The 17,667-nt window shown below is 44.1% G+C and carries 17 protein-coding genes; 8 read left to right on the top strand and 9 right to left on the bottom strand.

The genetic code is table 11. The features are described 5' to 3' along the window. Positions 1–37: 37 nt before the first annotated feature. The 3 genes from DYB02_RS26000 to DYB02_RS22815 all read right to left on the bottom strand — a co-directional run bounded on the left by DYB02_RS26000 (position 38) and on the right by DYB02_RS22815 (position 2,055). Positions 38–172 (bottom strand): hypothetical protein, encoded by a 135-nt coding sequence (locus DYB02_RS26000; protein WP_005461920.1) that lies wholly within the window; start codon positions 170–172, stop codon positions 38–40. A 132-nt stretch (positions 173–304) separates the two neighbouring features. Further along, positions 305–652, bottom strand: coding sequence for a hypothetical protein (locus tag DYB02_RS22825; protein ID WP_020835039.1), 348 nt, complete (start codon positions 650–652; stop codon positions 305–307). Between the two features lie 209 nt (positions 653–861). After that, positions 862–2,055, bottom strand: a complete 1,194-nt coding sequence (locus tag DYB02_RS22815; protein ID WP_005482745.1) for a multidrug effflux MFS transporter — start codon at positions 2,053–2,055, stop codon at positions 862–864. 107 nt (positions 2,056–2,162) lie between these two features. Here DYB02_RS22815 and DYB02_RS22810 point away from each other — a divergent pair, with 107 nt between their 5' ends. Beyond that, on the top strand, positions 2,163–3,050 hold the full coding sequence (locus DYB02_RS22810) for a LysR family transcriptional regulator (RefSeq protein ID WP_005461973.1): 888 nt from the start codon (positions 2,163–2,165) through the stop codon (positions 3,048–3,050). Between the two features lie 248 nt (positions 3,051–3,298). After that, positions 3,299–5,119, top strand: coding sequence for a putative bifunctional diguanylate cyclase/phosphodiesterase (locus tag DYB02_RS22805; protein ID WP_005461969.1), 1,821 nt, complete (start codon positions 3,299–3,301; stop codon positions 5,117–5,119). Between the two features lie 52 nt (positions 5,120–5,171). Here the strand turns inward: DYB02_RS22805 and shyA are convergent, their stop codons facing one another. Together shyA and DYB02_RS22795 are read right to left on the bottom strand one after the other, a co-directional pair. Further along, the gene (shyA, locus tag DYB02_RS22800) at positions 5,172–6,455 is read right to left on the bottom strand and encodes a peptidoglycan DD-endopeptidase ShyA (protein ID WP_011106286.1); all 1,284 of its coding nucleotides are present in this window, start codon (positions 6,453–6,455) and stop codon (positions 5,172–5,174) included. Positions 6,456–6,579: 124 nt separating this feature from the next. Next, positions 6,580–7,209, bottom strand: coding sequence for a hypothetical protein (locus DYB02_RS22795; protein WP_005482728.1), 630 nt, complete (start codon positions 7,207–7,209; stop codon positions 6,580–6,582). A 160-nt stretch (positions 7,210–7,369) separates the two neighbouring features. On the opposite strand from DYB02_RS22795, the gene DYB02_RS22790 reads away from it, so the two are divergent. The 4 genes from DYB02_RS22790 to DYB02_RS22770 all read left to right on the top strand — a co-directional run bounded on the left by DYB02_RS22790 (position 7,370) and on the right by DYB02_RS22770 (position 12,746). Next, entirely contained in the window at positions 7,370–7,771 is a 402-nt protein-coding gene (locus DYB02_RS22790) for a GFA family protein (protein ID WP_025552882.1), read from the top strand. Positions 7,772–7,924: 153 nt separating this feature from the next. After that, positions 7,925–8,596, top strand: a complete 672-nt coding sequence (locus DYB02_RS22785; protein ID WP_015313010.1) for a YoaK family protein — start codon at positions 7,925–7,927, stop codon at positions 8,594–8,596. Between the two features lie 468 nt (positions 8,597–9,064). Then, complete coding sequence (locus tag DYB02_RS22775) at positions 9,065–10,429, top strand: YjiH family protein (RefSeq protein ID WP_005462024.1); 1,365 nt, start codon at positions 9,065–9,067, stop codon at positions 10,427–10,429. 445 nt (positions 10,430–10,874) lie between these two features. Beyond that, on the top strand, positions 10,875–12,746 hold the full coding sequence (locus tag DYB02_RS22770; RefSeq protein ID WP_020835035.1) for a methyl-accepting chemotaxis protein: 1,872 nt from the start codon (positions 10,875–10,877) through the stop codon (positions 12,744–12,746). A gap of 46 nt (positions 12,747–12,792) precedes the next feature. On the opposite strand, the gene DYB02_RS25790 is transcribed toward DYB02_RS22770, so the two are convergent. The 3 genes from DYB02_RS25790 to DYB02_RS22755 all read right to left on the bottom strand — a co-directional run bounded on the left by DYB02_RS25790 (position 12,793) and on the right by DYB02_RS22755 (position 15,518). Then, complete coding sequence (locus tag DYB02_RS25790; RefSeq protein ID WP_029806575.1) at positions 12,793–13,122, bottom strand: VPA0510 family protein; 330 nt, start codon at positions 13,120–13,122, stop codon at positions 12,793–12,795. A gap of 215 nt (positions 13,123–13,337) precedes the next feature. Continuing rightward, entirely contained in the window at positions 13,338–14,495 is a 1,158-nt protein-coding gene (locus DYB02_RS22760) for an amino acid permease (protein ID WP_005462067.1), read from the bottom strand. Positions 14,496–15,206: 711 nt separating this feature from the next. Beyond that, the gene (locus DYB02_RS22755) at positions 15,207–15,518 is read right to left on the bottom strand and encodes a hypothetical protein (protein WP_021448112.1); all 312 of its coding nucleotides are present in this window, start codon (positions 15,516–15,518) and stop codon (positions 15,207–15,209) included. 143 nt (positions 15,519–15,661) lie between these two features. On the opposite strand from DYB02_RS22755, the gene DYB02_RS22750 reads away from it, so the two are divergent. Together DYB02_RS22750 and DYB02_RS22745 are read left to right on the top strand one after the other, a co-directional pair. Continuing rightward, on the top strand, positions 15,662–15,997 hold the full coding sequence (locus DYB02_RS22750) for a helix-turn-helix transcriptional regulator (protein ID WP_029806577.1): 336 nt from the start codon (positions 15,662–15,664) through the stop codon (positions 15,995–15,997). A 65-nt stretch (positions 15,998–16,062) separates the two neighbouring features. Next, positions 16,063–16,827: a hypothetical protein gene (locus DYB02_RS22745; protein WP_029806579.1), complete on the top strand. Its 765-nt coding sequence runs from the start codon at positions 16,063–16,065 to the stop codon at positions 16,825–16,827. A 76-nt stretch (positions 16,828–16,903) separates the two neighbouring features. Here the strand turns inward: DYB02_RS22745 and DYB02_RS22740 are convergent, their stop codons facing one another. Next, positions 16,904–17,650, bottom strand: coding sequence for a phosphatase (locus DYB02_RS22740; RefSeq protein ID WP_025575240.1), 747 nt, complete (start codon positions 17,648–17,650; stop codon positions 16,904–16,906). Positions 17,651–17,667: the final 17 nt, after the last annotated feature.

Genomic DNA, 17,667 nt, shown 5'->3' with positions numbered 1-17,667 from the left:
CAAAAAGCCCTGATTTTTCAATCAGGGCTTTTCTGCATTAATTCGCCAGTTTTTTCATAACACGAGCAAAAATAGAAGCTTTTTTCTTCTTCGCTTTACCGTAAAGCGCTTTGTGCATCGCGTCTTTTGCAATCATCTGGCCAATGTAAGCACCACCAATTTCGTTACCCATGACCTTCTCCTGAATGTATTGACTTAACTATGTTGTAATTTTACACCACAATAAGACAAAAACAAGATGCACGTCACGTTTATTTTGTAATTTTCTTTCAGAAAGTACTTTTTGATTTTTTAGAAAGCCTGTTTATCGCTTCGGTTGCTGGTAAGTTTTACCTGCAGCCATGTAGGTGTCTTTCTGCTTGATCTCAAAGAAAGTTTCGAAAAACCAAGCTGCAAACTTAATCATGTTGTCGCCTTCATTCATGACATGCTCAACGTATTCCTGCTCTACACCGGACTCGTCTTCTTGTAGAGTGATGTGGTAAATACGTTTTTCGCCATCAACTTCTGCAAGACCAAACTGACCAGTTAGGGATTCTGCCGCTTGTGCAACTTCTTCTTCCTCACACGCTTTAAGTAGTTCTAGCGCCTTTGGCATGTTTTCTTGCAAGGTAATTTCTTTTACCAGTGTTTCAAATTCGTCTTGTTGCATTCTTTCACCTAACGATTGGAGAGCGAGTTGTCAGTTTGCAGAAACTACTGCGCTAGCTTGAATCAAAGTACCGCGCCAAACCTTGTTCCTTGATTGAAACAAGTTCAGCGCGACTTACTCAAGTCATTCACTAAGCCTGACTTAATTTAGCTGCGCATTTTAGAAAGGAGCCACTAACCTTGCAAGTACATTTCCCTTCACTGGAACATTCAACTGGAAGCTTCCGGTTGCGCAGTCTGACGAGGTGCCCTTCGATATTGGCTAACCACCAGTACGATGCAAGAAATTAGAGCGATAAATAGATAAAAAATGCCTAGCTGATGCTGATCTGTCACCCACTTTTCAACCAAGTAGCCACCAAACAAACCCGCTAAACACATTTGAATTGAGCCAGACAATGCAGACACTGCCCCAGCTTGCTGCTTATGCGGAGACAACAACAAACTTATCGAAACAGGAAAAGACATCCCTTGCGCAAAACTCAAACACGTGAATGCGACCAGTAACGATGCAACCGTAAACGGCGTCACCAACAGTAAACACCCAGAAAGCGCGACAATCGCAAAGCTCATCAACAGTATTTGCTGTGCTTTATAACGGTTATTGATCAAATTGAGGACGAGGCTCCCCATCAACAAACCAGCTGACGGAATAATCATCAAAGAACCATAATCAGCCGCGGTTAAGCCCAATTCTTGCTGCATCAAAAATGGATATAAAGACAGTGTCACTAAGCCAGATAGGTAGCTTAACCAGTTATAACTGGCACTCCCGATAACTTGCTTGTTCGTTAGCAAGTAGAAGTAATTCACCATGACTTGCCTTACCTCGAACTTGCGTTTTGGATACGGCAGCGTTTCTGGCAGGACCAAGTAGCCAAGGATAAATATCGCCAACAAGTAAAGCAGCACAAAGACAAATACCGCTTGCCAGCTAAAGTGGTACGCAATCCATCCGCCAAAAAGAGGCGCGACAATCGGCATGACAGAAGCAGTGACAGAGATATACGACAAAGCTTTAGTTAACTGCATACCGTCATAACTGTCCCGTAGCACTGAGCGCCCTAAAACAGAGGCACTGCCGGCTCCTAATCCTTGCAGCAATCGCCCTGCCTCAAGTGCAGAAATGTTATCGCCAAAGACGATACAAATGACGGTACCGATTAAACAGATGCTTTGTCCGAGAATAAACACCGGTCGTCGTCCAATGGCATCAGAAAGCGGACCGTAAAATAGCTGTGACACACCGAAACCAACCAAAAATAACGTCACCAAACTCTGAATCGAAGGTTGTGGCAAGTTAAGGTCATGGCCAATGAGCGGTAAAGAAGGAAGATAGATACTGACGCCAACCTGGCCAGTAGCAATGATCATCATCGCAAGTAACAACGGTGTTTTACGCACTAGTCCCCTCCCACTTGTATTACAGACTTATTGCAAACAGTGTATATTTGATACTCAACGATGATAATCAGCTAAATTGGAAAGGAATTATTTCCTCGGAGGACTTAATGGATTGGATTCAAAGTGTACAAAGTTACATTCGAGTTATCGAAGAAGGCAGCTTCAATGCAGCCGCACGGAAGCTCAACACGACAAGCTCTGCCATCAGCAAGCGTATCCAGTGGTTAGAGGACAAAATTGGCGTCCAGTTACTCAAGCGTACCACTCGTTCAATAAGTCAAACCGAAGCTGGTGCCCTATTCTACGAGCGAGCCAAAGTGCAACTTGACTCTTGGCAGTCCGTGTTAGATGAAACTCGCTCAGTAAACCAGTCTCCGGCCGGTCTGTTAAAGATTGGCGCAACGTTGGCAGTAGGTTCTAAGTTTTTAGTCCACTACCTTGATGATTTTCTAGAAAAATACCCCGATATCACTCTGCAACTCACCACGACGCTACCCGGTCAACTGCCGGAACTGAGTTTGGATCTCTTCATCAGTCGTCATTTAGAACAGCTCAATTCATTAAGCTTTAAAGCCACCCCGCTGTTCGAACACAAAGCTCAGTTTTATGCAGCGCCGAGTTACTTAGAAAAATACGGCGCGCCACAAAATGTTGAAGAGCTGACAAAACACAATATTTTGATTTGGGGAGAAAAACCTGCAAGAGAGATCAAAACCAACCGAGGTAAAAGAGTGAGCTTGTCAGGCAACTTCGCAACGACCAATCCAGAAGCTCTGTTTCATGGAGCAAAACGCGGAATGGGTATCTTGATGACCAACAACGTAATGATCAAAGACGATTTAAAATCCGGGGCGCTAGTGCCTATTTTGCCGGATGTTACAGCCGACGAGGCTACGGTGTATGCGTACTACCCAAAACTGGATTATCAACACACCCGCACCCAATTGTTCCTCGACTATCTAAAATCCCGTTTAGAAGAAGAAAAACGCATCTAATTTGATAGTTTTCTTGTTAAATGTGTGAGTAAGCGACTACTTTGAAATTAATGCCTCAAACTTTGATAACACTCTAGTCTTACTAGACTCACCTATTAGTGTTAATTCCTTATCTGTTGGGATTCAAAGTTTGAAAAATCTCCTGAAGTAAACGATAGTTTACTTGATGCATATCAAATTATAAGTCGTCGTGTCGCACAACTATCAAAGCACGATATGAAATTAATAACGGCTAGGTAACGTGTTTAATGGATCATGTACAAATCAGTGTCCAAAAGCTTGATGAAATATTGAAGCTCAATGGGAGCGCTCTGCTCAACAGAGTGACTTTAGATATCCATCAACAGTTGAAGAGTCATTGTACATGCGTTGTTGAAGTGGCTCATCTTCAACATGCTGCGCACACCATTTCCTTTGCAAGTGGCGGAGAGATCTCAGATAACCTCAGTTACCACCTGTCGGGCACTCCATGTGAAAAAGTCGCGAAAGACATTGGCGAGCACATCTTTTACCAAGATCAGGTCTATAAACGCTTTCCTGAAGACCAGATGTTTCAGGATGATGGCGTTCAAGCTTACCTTGGCCTACCGTTGAAAACACAAAGTGGCGAAGTGCTTGGGATTTTGCTGTCTACTTTTACTCGAAGTATTCACGCGAAAGAAGCACAAGATGTGCTCGAACTTCATCGCTTTTATGCCAATGTGATTATCCATAGCCTTCGTGAAAAATGGGTCAGCGAGCGTTCGGACAAACTCCTAAACCAACTTAGCTACGAAGTCTCCCATGACAACCTCACCGGTTTGTTGAACCGCAGCTGTTTGGCAGACACGCTAGAAACATTAACGCAGCAAGCCACCCGCCCTTTTAATCTGGCGTATCTGGATATCGACAACTTCAAATCGATAAACGACATCAACGGGAACTACATTGGTGACCAGATCATCAAGTTTACTGCAAATGCGATTCAACAGAGCTTGTCTTCCCCAAATAACGCTTTTCGCGTTGCTGGCGACGAGTTTGCCTTTATTACTTACGATGAAGATCCCGTGGCTGTATGTCAGGAAGTGCTCGATAAAATTGAAGCCGGTTACAGTGACAAATCCAATCGTATTTCTTTTACCGTGAGCATTGGCATTGCACGTGCGCCTGTTCACATGCTCAACAGTGATGAACTGATCCTAAATGCCAGCTTAGCGTTGAAAGATTGCAAAAAACACCGTGACACACGAATTCAACATTACGACACGCACTTAAGTGCGCTTTATCATCGTCAAACGCAACTGATTGAAGCGATGCGCATTCAATTAAGCACGAGCATTACTGAAAGTCATGAGCTTTACGTGGTGTTACAACCGATTGTTGATGTAAACAATGATCGCTGGGATTACTTTGAAATACTCGCTCGTTGGAACAGCAGTGTGTATGGCAACATCTCCCCTGCGGAGTTTATTGAAGCGGCAGAGCAATCGGGATTAATCATCGAATTAGGTGAGCGAATCATAGAGTTAGCATGTATTGCGAAGCAAGAGTTAGAGGCCCACCTCGGTTATACCGTGAAGCTATCCATCAACTGCTCTGCACACGAACTGGTCGATTCAAACCGCTACATCAACCACCTAACAACCTTGCTCGAGCGATACGGTCACGATGCTTCGGACTTTGTTATAGAGCTCACTGAAACCGTTTTGCTTTCTCAAAGTGGGCGCGAGCAGATGGTTTTGAACTCGCTTCGTTATCTTGGTTTTAAAGTCGCACTGGATGACTTCGGCACTGGCTATTCGAGCTTAAATTACATTCATAATTACCCTATCGACAGCATCAAAATTGACGCCACATTTGTGCGCAATATGCTCTCGAACAAAACGTCAGAGCAAGTGGTGTATCTGATAGCCCAGTTAGCTCAACTGTTGGATGTCGACTTAATTGCAGAAGGCGTAGAAGACGACAGGGCGCTAAATAAGCTTATCGACATGGGTTGTCATTATATTCAAGGCTACTTCTATTCTCGCCCACACAACGTCGATGAATTGGTACACATGATTAACGATAGACAAGTCAAACGCGCATAAAAAAGACCAAGCAATTGCTTGGTCTTTTTGTTTCGATTAAGAGCCTAAACAGCTATAAAACCGCTTTCTCTTTGTTTTTTAGTAGCTTATCCATTTCATCTCGATTCGCGATGAAGGTTGCCATCTCCTTCTTAGGAACAGAGCTCGCCATCGGAATATTCGCGCGCATCGCGTTGACAGGGCGTCCGTACTCGATCAATTCATAATGAAGGTGTGGACCAGTAACTCGGCCTGTTTTACCAGACAAGCCGATACGCTGACCGCGAGAAACTTTTTGGCCTTTCTTCACTAAGATCTTGCTTAGATGCAGGTAACGCGTTTTGTATTTGTTACCGTGCTCAACAACAACGTAGTTACCCGCATATGGGTGCTTACGGGTCATAATCACAGTACCATCCCCCGTCGACACTACTGGTGTGCCAGTTGGCACAGCAAAGTCAGTACCGTTATGCGGTGCAACACGGCCTGTTACTGGGTGTAAACGATTCGGGTTAAATCCAGAACTGATACGCCAACTACGGCTCACAGGATAACGTTGGAACGCACGCTGTAGGCTTTCACCTTTCGCGTTGTAGAACTGACCATCCGTATGAAGATACGCGGTTATCTCACGACCACGATTGTAGATTTTGATCGCTTCGATTTCATTCTTGCCAGTTGAAACACCATTGATAGTTTGTGAACGACGAACCACTTCAAATCGGTCACCCGCACGAAGATCACGCCCAAAGTTTACCTGCTCTTTTAGCAAGCTCACCACTTGGCTGATTTCTGCAGAACTCAGACCTAAACGATTCGCGGAAGAAGAGAAACTGCCTTGAATTACGCCAACTAGCGGCTCCTGACGCCAAACACCAGGAATGGAAATATCGGTAAAGTCATAGCCACCATCGCTGTTCAGCTGGTAAACCACTTTATCTGCAATCGAAAATTGCAGTTCCATTTTTTCTAGCTCGCCTGTGGCATCATTGCGCCAAAAACGCAGCGTATTACCAGGCTTTAAGGTATCAAGTGCAAGGTAGTTCAAATCCGTTTCCATTACTTTCATTAATGAACTGTAACCGAAACCGAGTTGGCTAAAGATAGTACTTAAATTATCGCCAGCTTGGATTTGATACTCAAAATTAGGTGGAGTGACGACTTCCGCAGTCGTCGCATCAAGAATTCGTTCAACAACCTGCGATTCTGGCAGGTTTAATGCGATGGTTTTAGTTAAAGATGACTCTTTGAGAGAGTGAGAAACACCTATCGCAACTAAAACTGGCAAGGAGTATAACAGTAGCGCTCTACGACTTGTCAGATTCGGCAACCGTTTTGTAATTTCATTTGTAGACACGGGAATTACTATCTCCTTTCAAACAAGGCTCATAGCTTATGCATTCCCGTATAAGAAATCACTATGAAATTTCGAGATCTAGCGCAGAAAACACTTAATTTTTACAGAAGTCAAAAAAAATTCATCACTGTTGCATATGTAGGTTATTACCTACACGGGTTAGAGTGGCTGAATTTGATTGATTTGGCTCATCTGCCATGGATTGACTTTCGCCATGCGTTAGGAATGAAATAGCAATTTTGGTATCCGTTTGCCAATTGATTTGAGCAAATTTAACTCGATCACCAATAAACACGCTGTCTAGCAACACCACTCGGCTCGGGATCGGATCAAACTTAAATAACCCAACATAATAAAATGCCCCTGAGCCTTGAGTCGTAACAATCATCGGCGCCGCAATCCAAAATTCTTTGTTGATTTTACGTTGAGCGATAAACGCGGTCGGTACCAAAACCTGCCCCTTTGTCGCGCCTGCATCATACTGACCAATCAGGTAGCCATTCTCCTTGTCCCACTCTTCTAAAAAAGAGACGGCATTTTGCTCTGGTACTTGAATTGTCCACGGATTCTTCGCTTGCACTCCCAACACTTCGGCAACGATAGGATTAGATTGCACCTCTGCTTGCGGAAACTTGGCCATGATTTCATCATCAGACAAGCTAAAGCGATACACACCAGCAATGATAACAATCGCTAATAGCACGATAGGAATAAGAAGAATGAGTGGAATTGGCAGAATTCTGCTGCGAGCCATGGCGACTTCCTTGTTTTTGTTCTAAAAATTGTGTTCGGAGTATATACCAATTCGAATAGGATCACCGCATACACTCAAATCTCGATGAACCAAGTATCGTGAAATCACTCGAGCGGATTTAGGTATAAACTGTTTAGTGGGCAATCGATAGGTAATAACGATGACAAACATAATTCACACCGGAGAGTGCGCCTGTGGCTTAGTTCAACTTCGCTGTAAAGATGAACCTCTGCGAACCTCTATTTGTCACTGCTTTGAATGCCAGAAACGAACAGGCAGCGTTTTTGGTGTCCAGGCCAAATTCGATAAGGAGCAGGTCATTTTAGATGGTGACACGACCAACTACACCAGAATCAGCGACGATGGTAATGAAGTGAAATACGAATTTTGCCCTGCTTGTGGCACGACGATGCGATTGTTGTTATCTGCAGCTCCCGAAATCGTTGTTGTTCCCGTTGGAATTTTCAATAACACCGAATTTCATGAGCCAAAAATTTCGATTTATGAGCAAAGGAAACATGGCTGGGTGAGTTTCGAGTGCACAATGGAACACATTCAATAGAGGGGAATCCCCCTTCATTGGCTTGTTATTATCTGAGCAAAAGCTCTATAAATGAGATTTTTTTGAGAATGATCAACCGAGTTGAACAGGAAAAGGTTTCGTAACTCAGTGTGAGCGTTATAATCTGCTCCTAACATGTGGTGGGGTTTTATTGTGATTTCCAGACTTCCTCGTTGGGTGGAATATGGCGCGTTTCTACTTGCCCTTCTCGCGGGCTGCGTCAATGCCGTTGGTCTTCTCGGCTTTCAACATCAAGCGATAACGCATCTTTCCGGAACCGTAACTCAGCTAGGGAATAGCCTATTAACAGGTATGGATAATTCCATTCACCTGCTCTTTATCGTATTCAGCTTTTTGATTGGCTCTGCGTTTAGCGGCTTCTTTATTGAGAGTAGCGCTTTAAAGCTTGGCCGACGCTATGGTGTAGCACTTTGTATTGAAGGGAGTTTGTTACTGTTAAGTTTAGGCTTCTTGGTCGAGGGCGACTCCTACGGCCAATACTTAGCGTCAGCAGCATGTGGTTTGCAGAATGCGATGATCACCACTTTTAGTGGCGCAGTTGTCCGAACGACACACATGACGGGGATCATTACCGACCTTGGCATTATGATTGGTGAGAGCTTACGAGGACGTCAATTTGACCGCCGTAAAGCTAAGTTGTTTCTATTCATCTTCTTTGGTTTTTTACTAGGCGGGAGCGTCGGCGCTGCCTTATTTATGGCTTATGGCTTGTATGCTCTGGTATTTCCTGCAATTTTAGCCTTTGGTATCGCGCTAATTTACTGGGCTTACCTTTACTCCATCAGTCGCAACCAAAACGCTTAATTTCAAGCAACGGATTCAGCCATCAATGCATGAATCCGTTGCGACTCTGCTTCATTCCAATCCACCTTCGACTGTCTCAACTTTCTTTATATAACACTCAATACAGCCTTCTATAGCCCTTAGTACTATTAAGGTTAAGCCTAAAAACCAAGGTAATTTACGTGAGATCGTAATCACATTTGCCCGTCTTTTTATTATTCCAGTCACACTGCGCCCCATAAGAATCTGCACAGCACGCCTCTCGTGCTACAATTTTCTAACACACGCAACATTTTCATATACACAATGGCGTTATTTGGCAATTTATCCGATAAATCGGCTGAATAACTACATGTATTTAATGAATAGTATTGCAATGGATGCAGTTTGCGGGTACCCTCCGCATCACTGTGATTAAATACGGATGTTTAGTGAATATTTATGTCATGGAATATGGCGAGTATTGACTAGTAGTAACACGAGAAAACTATGCATAACAACACCAATGCTACTGAAGCACCTAAGGGCAACTTTTGGATGTTCTTCATTCCATCCCTAATCGGTCTTCTGCTGTTTATGGCGCCTATTTCTTACAATGGCGACCTCACTATCCCTGTTGCAGTCATGGCAAAAGTCATTCCTGCCTTACTTGGCGATGCACTTATTGCTATCGTTACCGCTATTATCGCTTTCATGGCTGTCGCTTCTGTTCTTTGTAAAATTTTCAAGCCAGCAGCGATCCTTCGTAACGGTTTCTTAAACGGACTTTTCAACCCGTCTCCACTTTGGCTTGTTGTTCGCCTAATCGGTGGTGCTGCGGTATTGATGACGTTCTTCCAAGTAGGTCCAAAAGCGATTTGGGAAGAAAACACCGGCGGCCTTGTTTTAACTGGTCTTCTACCAACGCTATTCGCAGTATTCATTTTTGCTGGCCTTCTGCTTCCTCTACTACTTAACTTCGGTCTTCTAGAACTATTTGGCGCGCTATTAAGTAAAGTAATGCGTCCGGTATTTAACCTACCTGGCCGTAGTGCGATCGACTGTATGGCATCATGGTTGGGTGATGGCAGTGTGGGCATCTTACTGACAAGCAAGCAGTACGAAAACAAATTCTACACTCAACGTGAAGCGGCAGTTGTTGGTACAACGTTCTCAGCGGTATCGATCACATTCAGCTTAGTTGTTATTGCTCAGGTTCAACTTGAACACCTGTTCCTACCTTTCTACGGAGCTATCTGTTTAGCAGGTATCGTGGCTGCGGTTATCATTCCTCGTTTGCCGCCTCTAAGCCTGAAAAAAGACCGCTACATTGACGGCAGCAAGCCAGCAGAAGATGTAGATGCAGTGCCAGAAGGTCACACGACATTCTCTTGGGGCATGGACTTAGCTCTAAAACGCGCTGCAGAAGTAAAATCTGTTCAGTCCGTATTCAAAGAAGGTGTGCACAACGCTATCGATATGGTGTTTGGCGTACTGCCTGTGGTTATGGGTTTGGGTACCGTTGCACTAGTGATTGCTGAATACACGTCAGTGTTTGAGATCCTTGGTCAGCCATTCATTCCTTACTTAGAGTTGCTACAAATTCCTGAAGCAGTACAAGCATCGCAAACTATCGTGGTTGGCTTTGCAGATATGTTTATCCCTGCGATTCTGGCGGCATCTATCGACAACGAAATGACTCGTTTTGTTATCGCAGCAATGTCTGTTACTCAGTTGATTTACATGTCAGAAGTTGGCGCACTACTACTAGGTAGCAAGATTCCAGTTAACATCGTAGAACTGTTTGTTATCTTCATTCTGCGTACGCTGATTACACTTCCTGTGATTGCTGGTGTTGCGCATCTGATTTTCTAAAATCAAAGCATACACAAAGGCTCCGCTCTGTCGGGGCCTTTTTTACAAACAAAATTTGGCTTACTTCCCTACTTAACTTCGCCCCCAACGTAAACTCTATAATTTACAAAGAAAAAACCTCTATAAATGCTTATTTATAATAAATAAAACTTTACTAAACTCCTCAATCAAACCTGTTAGCAACAGTACTCTTTAAGCAATTCCTTTCATTATGACGCTTTCATTAAGATGGCTCACTAATCAGATCAAACTCACAAGTTTTAACTCAAATCACCATTTTGTTTAATTTTAGTTAAAAAAGACAACAAATGGATTCATGTTTTTGATAAAGATGTCGATAAGAAAGTAATCAAACACAACAGGTTTCTTTTTCTGCCGAATTCACCCGAACCAAAAAAGAGGTGGAAGCAGAAGAAAACTATCCGGGAGACTTAGAGGAAAACTCATGAAATTCAGACATAAGGTTGTCACCGCCTCTTCAATTTTGCTGCTAATTACTGTGTCGCTACTATCGACGCAACAAGTTATGACGATTCGTTCTCAAACTCAGGAGCACATCAGTTCAAGCGTTAAAGAGATTTTGACCAGTGTGAGCAACACCGTTCAATCCGAAATGAACGCGAAGAAAGATCTCGCACGCTCGATCACAGAGATCATAGAACTATCACCAAACGACCGCACATACGTAAAAGACATTCTTGAAAAGCCAACTCCGAAATCGAGCTTCCTAGCGATTGGTTTTGGTTACGAAAGTAATGGCTTCGTGATTGAAAACGACGACGGTTGGGATGCAGGGCCTGATTATGATCCTCGCCAACGCCCTTGGTTTATCGCAGCCAAAAACAAAGGCGATTTGGTGGTTACCGACCCTTATGTTGATGCATCATCTAAGAATGTGATCATCTCTGTTGGTACGCCAGTAAAACAAAACGGCCAGTTCTTAGCTGGCATGTTTTACGACCTAGAGCTAACTACCCTTTCCGACCTAGTTAACCAAGTGAACCTATTTGATGCTGGTTACTTGTTCTTAGTCACTGACGATGGCACGACGATTGCGCACCCGCAAAGTAAGTACAACGGTGAAAAGCTCAATAGCTACCTACCGCAAGTTGACTTAAATAAGGCGACTCAACACATCGAAGTTGATAACAATCCTTACATGGTTAGCCTTACTCATATCCCAAGTGAGAACTGGTACGTGGGTGCAATCATTGATGAAACAGCAGCTTACTCAGTGGTTGGAGAGCTACGTAATAGCGCGATCATTTACTCAATCATCGCTGTACTTGCTTCAGTTATCGCATTAACACTTCTGATCAGAACCCTAATGCGCCCGCTAGATACACTAAACACGGCAATTAAAGACGTCGCATCTGGCAAAGGTGATTTAACGCAACGCCTAGAAACTGACACCGATCAGGAGTTTTCTGAGCTAGCGAAAAACTTCAACACCTTCATGGAAAATCTTCAGCAGCAGATCATTGAATCGAAATCTATCTCTGATCAGATTCTTACTGGCACTCAAATCACGGCAGAAGGCGCACGCGACTCCGCTGGTGCCATTCAAACTCAGCTTCAAGAATTGGAGCAACTGGCAACCGCAATGCACGAAATGTCTGTCACCGCGACAGAAGTTGCGAACAACGCACAAGGCGCCGCAAGCGCTGCGAAAGAAGCCGATCAAGCAACCATTGAAGGCTCATCAGTGGTGAGCGAATCAACACAAACCATTAATATGCTCTCAGACAGCATTGATTTGGCGGTTGAAGAAGTTCAAGTGTTAGAGTCAGCAACAGCAAACATCGAAACGATTCTTAAAGTTATCAACGATATTGCAGACCAAACCAACCTACTTGCATTGAATGCTGCAATCGAGGCTGCACGCGCAGGTGAATCTGGTCGTGGTTTTGCTGTAGTGGCCGATGAAGTTCGCACACTGGCACAACGTACACAGGAATCGACAACAGAAATTCGCAGCATGATTGAACAGCTACAATCTGGCGCTTCTTCGGTGGCAAGCGCAATGCATCAAAGCAAAGGCAGTGCTGTAGAAGCGGTAGAAAAAGCCGATTTGGCGAATGATGCGCTACAACGCATTCGTGATGCGATTCAACGGATCTCAGACATGAACTTACAAATCGCCTCTGCGGCAGAAGAACAAAGCCTTGTCGCGGAAGAAATCAACAACAACACGGTCAACATTAAAGACCTATCCACTCAAGTTGCTGATTCTGCAAACCGCACTAACGAAGCGATGCAATCTCAACACGACAATGTACGCAAGCAGGATGAAATCCTAAATCGCTTTACGGTTTAGGTCTTTCATCAACAAAAACAGCGAGCCTAGCTCGCTGTTTTTGTATCTATAGTTTTACATGGATATATCGGTCACTTGAACGACGATAATAATGGTCATCCACTTTTAAATACGTAAAGTTACCAATTTGAATGTAAGTGCTATTACGAGGAATGCGGTCGTAATAGTAGTATTGGTGCCTTGGCGGCCTTGGGTTCACCACAATCACATCATGATGTCGGTGTTTATGCTTGTGCTTACGTTTATGGTGGTGATGGTCATGATGATGCTCGTGTTTATGACCGAGTCTGTGTTTTGGATCTGCCATCGCTTCCGCACTGAACACACCCAAAGACAGCATAACGCCAACCATGGCAACAGATAATTGCTTTGACACAACGATTCCCCTTATCGATATAACTATCACCATATTAGTCAGCATCTGCTTACCACATGTCAGTCGTTCGCTAAGGAGTATCACCTCTCGGTCAGAGCTTATGAACAATTATCAGCACGACGTCAAAGCCGTCATCTCTCGTAAAACTTATGTCATTGCCATTAAAAAAGCCGCTCGTTTTTCAACGGGCGGCTCATGTATTCAATGTGCTTGTATTACACAGCTTGCGCAAATAGTAGGAAACAGCCAAACAGGAAGATCATACTCATGCCCATCACACCGCCACCAGCTTCATAAACGCTGTTGTCTTCGACAGGTACACGGCGCACTTTCATTGTCATCGACAATGGAACAAAAACTGCCAAGAACACAAGAATAATGCCTGCGTAGCTTAAAATTGCTAAGAAATGTTCCGGAGCAAATACAGCACCAAGTAGCGGCAGAATAAATGTGGTGACGAATACCACTGGCTTGCTGGTTTTGAGCAAGTCCGCGTTTTGGTCGTAAAGCGCCATTGCCACACCCAAGAATGAAGTTAGCAATGCCAAACCAGTAAACATGGACAGAATAAACTCCAAGCCATTGTACTGTTGACCAAGAACCGAGATAAGTTCAGTGACGTTTGAGTACTGTACCAGCTCATGTGGCGGCAAATTACCCACAACCGCAAACAACCACAATAGGTAACAAACCAAAGGAATCGTAGAGCCGACAACGATCATGTTGCGCAGCTGAGTTTTGCTCGCTTCTTTGTTGTAAGTCACCAACGAAGGAATGACGACCATAAAGCCAAAACTGGTGAATAGCACAGAACTGGTTTTGATCAGTGCCATTTTGTCGCTACTAACGACTTCGTTTAGGCCTTCGAATGAAACACTAGGAGCAAGAGCAAACAGCGTTAAAACAAGCGCAACAATCATACCGATAAACAGACCACGGTTCAGCTTGTCGACCACACCAGTGCCAGCAGAAACAATCAGACCCACTAAGATAGTAAAGCCAACTTGGCTAGAAACAGTGGAAACAGAAAGGCCGACTGATGCCGTGATTTTTTGCACTAGATCGCCAGCGCCAATGATGTAAGCCATCAATAGACAAACAAGCAACGCGTAAAGCAGGCCATTAGTCACTAACTGACCGCCTTTACCAAGTGTTTCGCGGGCGATTGCGTTCATACTTACGCCACCACCGACTTTGCAACTCGCTTCAAGTAGAAGCAAAGCGGCATAAGTCGTTCCAGCCCAGATGAACAACATAAGAAGAGTGCCCCAAAGGAGGCCAAATTGAGCAAGCACCATAGGTATGGCAAGCATACCAGCGCCAAGAGCAGTACCTGCAACGATCAGGGAGCTGCCGACAAGTTTTAGGTTCACGGTTAATACCTCTAAATTCAATCCGTTTATCTCTCGCCTGCTGTGCAGCATCCAAAGCACAGACACAAAACGACCCTACTTCTCTCTTAGCCAGAAAATGGATACAAGAACCCCTGTCACAAGAAACATTCAGCAAAAGGTGGTTAGTTCAATTGCACATGAATGAATCGGGAGTCGTTTTGGGCGATGTTAATGGCTGATGAGATGTGACAACTTTGGGTTCGAAGCAAAATCGTTCATCTGGAATCATCAACCCCATTCTTTATGAATGGATTTGGTCCGAAAAAGATTGTAAGGCATAACTAGGACGATTGAAAAGCAAAAGGTCAGTCTTACAGCGATATATTTTAACAACCCTTTGCTAGAGCAATAGATATGTTGCTATTTTCATCGCTAGTTAGTCTTTTATCGCTTAATGAGAAAAAGAACGTGCTGGAGCGCTCAATTATTGGCGTGTGTACAAATTAATTTACAGTTTAGATTAAGGTATTAGATTCCAAGGACGTAGCCTAGATCAGACAATATCGCTATTATTCGCTGCGTACCGACTCGCTTCGGTTCACATACCTCTAAACACTGATTTACGGTTCGAAAATTTAGGTAAATGAGTGTCCGAATGCTGGGTGTGGTTCCCCAGCATTTGCATCCCTTCTTTGTTTATTATTCCCTTTATTCAACACAATCCAATCGTTGACGATATTGTGCAATGCGTTAGCACGCTCTATCTAGCGCTTCAATGGCATAAGTTAGTTCTGATAGCCCCATATCAGCTATCTGTTTCTCTGTATCACTCATACTTTCATACGCCAACAGCAGTTCACTTTCGGCTATAGCCTCACGGTGAAGATAAAGCTCTTTATAGCTCATCAGACGATGCTGTGACTGCCGAGTCAATGTCACAACATTCTCTTTTGAAGCGCGGTGTTTCTCATCAATTTCATTCAGCAGCTGATCTAAAATGCGTTGCATTTTGCGAATAGAAACTTTTGCTGTAATTGATTTATATGACTGATGCTTTTCCATTTTTATAAGAACTGACTGAAATAATTGCACATTTAATTAGAACGCCATTCTTATACCCTTTTTAAAATCGGGTAAAGATAGGGTGGTTAAAGTGGTCCACTTCTTGCGTTGATTAGGTCAAAACTGTCCTATCTGGAGAAGCCATGCACGTAGACCCTATCGTTGAAGCGCTCATTATTAGACGAAAAGAGCACGGTTTGTCGCGTGAACAAATGGCAAATATCGCAGGAATGAGCGTCAAAACCTACCAACGCATCGAGCGAGGCGAATCGGATCTCAAACTTTCGCAATACCGCTCTATTTTGCGCTCTCTAAATCTGACTGACCTCGATATCGCGCTCGATATTAGAGGGATAGAACACGTGACCGCATCAGATTTGGTGACGGTTGCTCGGCTGCTATCACCTGAAGCACAGTCCCTACTGGTGCGCCTCTTGTCTCTAGTACTTGAACAACGCTCAGATCCTAACGCTTCCTAATTGTTTCGCTCTGTTATACTTATGTTTTGAGCACCCTACTCTCCAATATCAAGGGGAGGCGTTTTATGAACTACATATCAATTTTCAGAGGGCTTGCGACCAGTGTGTTTGTCATGATACTTGGCACAACAACATTACAGGCAAAACCTCATCCGCAACATTCGGTGAAACCCATTACTCAACCGGGCAATAAGCACCACAGTCATCCTGTAAATCGTCCGGAGCGACCGATTCGGCCGCCGCATCACCATCGCCCTTCACACGACTACAGACCACCTTACTACCATCGTCCACCCGTCGTAATAAGACCGCCGCGATACCATTCCTCTTTCATTTATGTGCGACCTGGTTATTGGTATCCACCTTATCGTGGTCGTTATTACTATTACCATAACGATCTGGTTGGCATCGCTACGTTTGCGATTTTCGCTGGAGTAACCTATGCCATTGTGCAAGACGCCTATTATCAACAGCGCGGCAGTCGTTACGTGTATGTCCAAAACCCACCAGCCGGAAATTACACAGTCATCAGTGGTAGTGATGTTTTACCTAACTCAGCGTCAACAACAACGAGCTTAAGTACTGTGACAACCTCACCCAACTCTTATTCTGCCTCTCCTAACCAAGTAAGCACTACGACAACAGAGACAAGCAAAACCATCACTAGGAAAACCCCAAGTCCTTATAAGCTTGGCGAAATTGTTGACTCACTTCCCCACACCAAGCAGACGGTAGTGATAGACGGGCAAAGCTATTTCAAATACCAAGACACATGGTTTGCGCCACTTAGGGCAGATCGTAAATATGTAGTCGTTGAGTCACCTTTGTAAGTAAGCAAGTTTGTACATAACTAATACAAACCCCGCCGATTGGCGGGGTCTACTTTTGATTATTCATGCACATACATCAGTAAAACACGTCGAACTCAGGAATGCGTGGTTTACCTCTGAGTAGTAAGAACTTCAAGAAACGACGTGTTGAAGTCGTTAGGATTTTGTCCTTCTCCACGCCATGTTTTTCCAGCAATTCGATGGCGAGATCCAGTTTTGAAATCTCTTCGCAAAAGTGCGCATCAGAGCCGGTACTGAAATACACGCCAATCTCTTTTCCTAAGGCAACAATTTGATCACAGCGCGCATCACTGCCTTTTCGGCTCTTGCCTGTGAGAGACGTATTGTTCACCTCAATCGCTACATTGTGGGATTTAGCGCAACGCAACACTTGCTCCATATCAAATGGGTAATTGGGATTACCTAAGTGCCCTAACACGTCCACTCTGCCACTTTTAATGACGTTAATCAGCGCGGCAGTGTGCTCCGCTTCGGTTGCGGGTCTAAAAACGGGCTCATGAAAGCTAGCAATTACCCAATCAAGATGTTGATCAGAGGAAGGCGGAAGATCGATCTCGCCTTTGACGTTTAAAGTGTTGGCTTCAACGCCACGGAGAATACCGACCTCATGCAAAAAGCGGGGCAAAATTCTTTGATTATTGAAGTGCCAGTAGTGAGGGGCTCCTGGCATTTCGGGAGCATGATCGGTGGTACAAAGAAGTTTTAACCCCTTATTCTTGGCTGCCAATGCGTTCTCTAAAATGGTGCTGTAGGCATGTCCACTGGCAATAGTATGGGTGTGGCTATCAACGACGATATCCATGGTGACCTCCTAAATTG

It is taken from the genome of Vibrio parahaemolyticus, from assembly GCF_900460535.1.
GTDB lineage: Bacteria > Pseudomonadota > Gammaproteobacteria > Enterobacterales > Vibrionaceae > Vibrio > Vibrio parahaemolyticus.
This window is presented reverse-complemented; position numbering and strand designations above follow the sequence as displayed.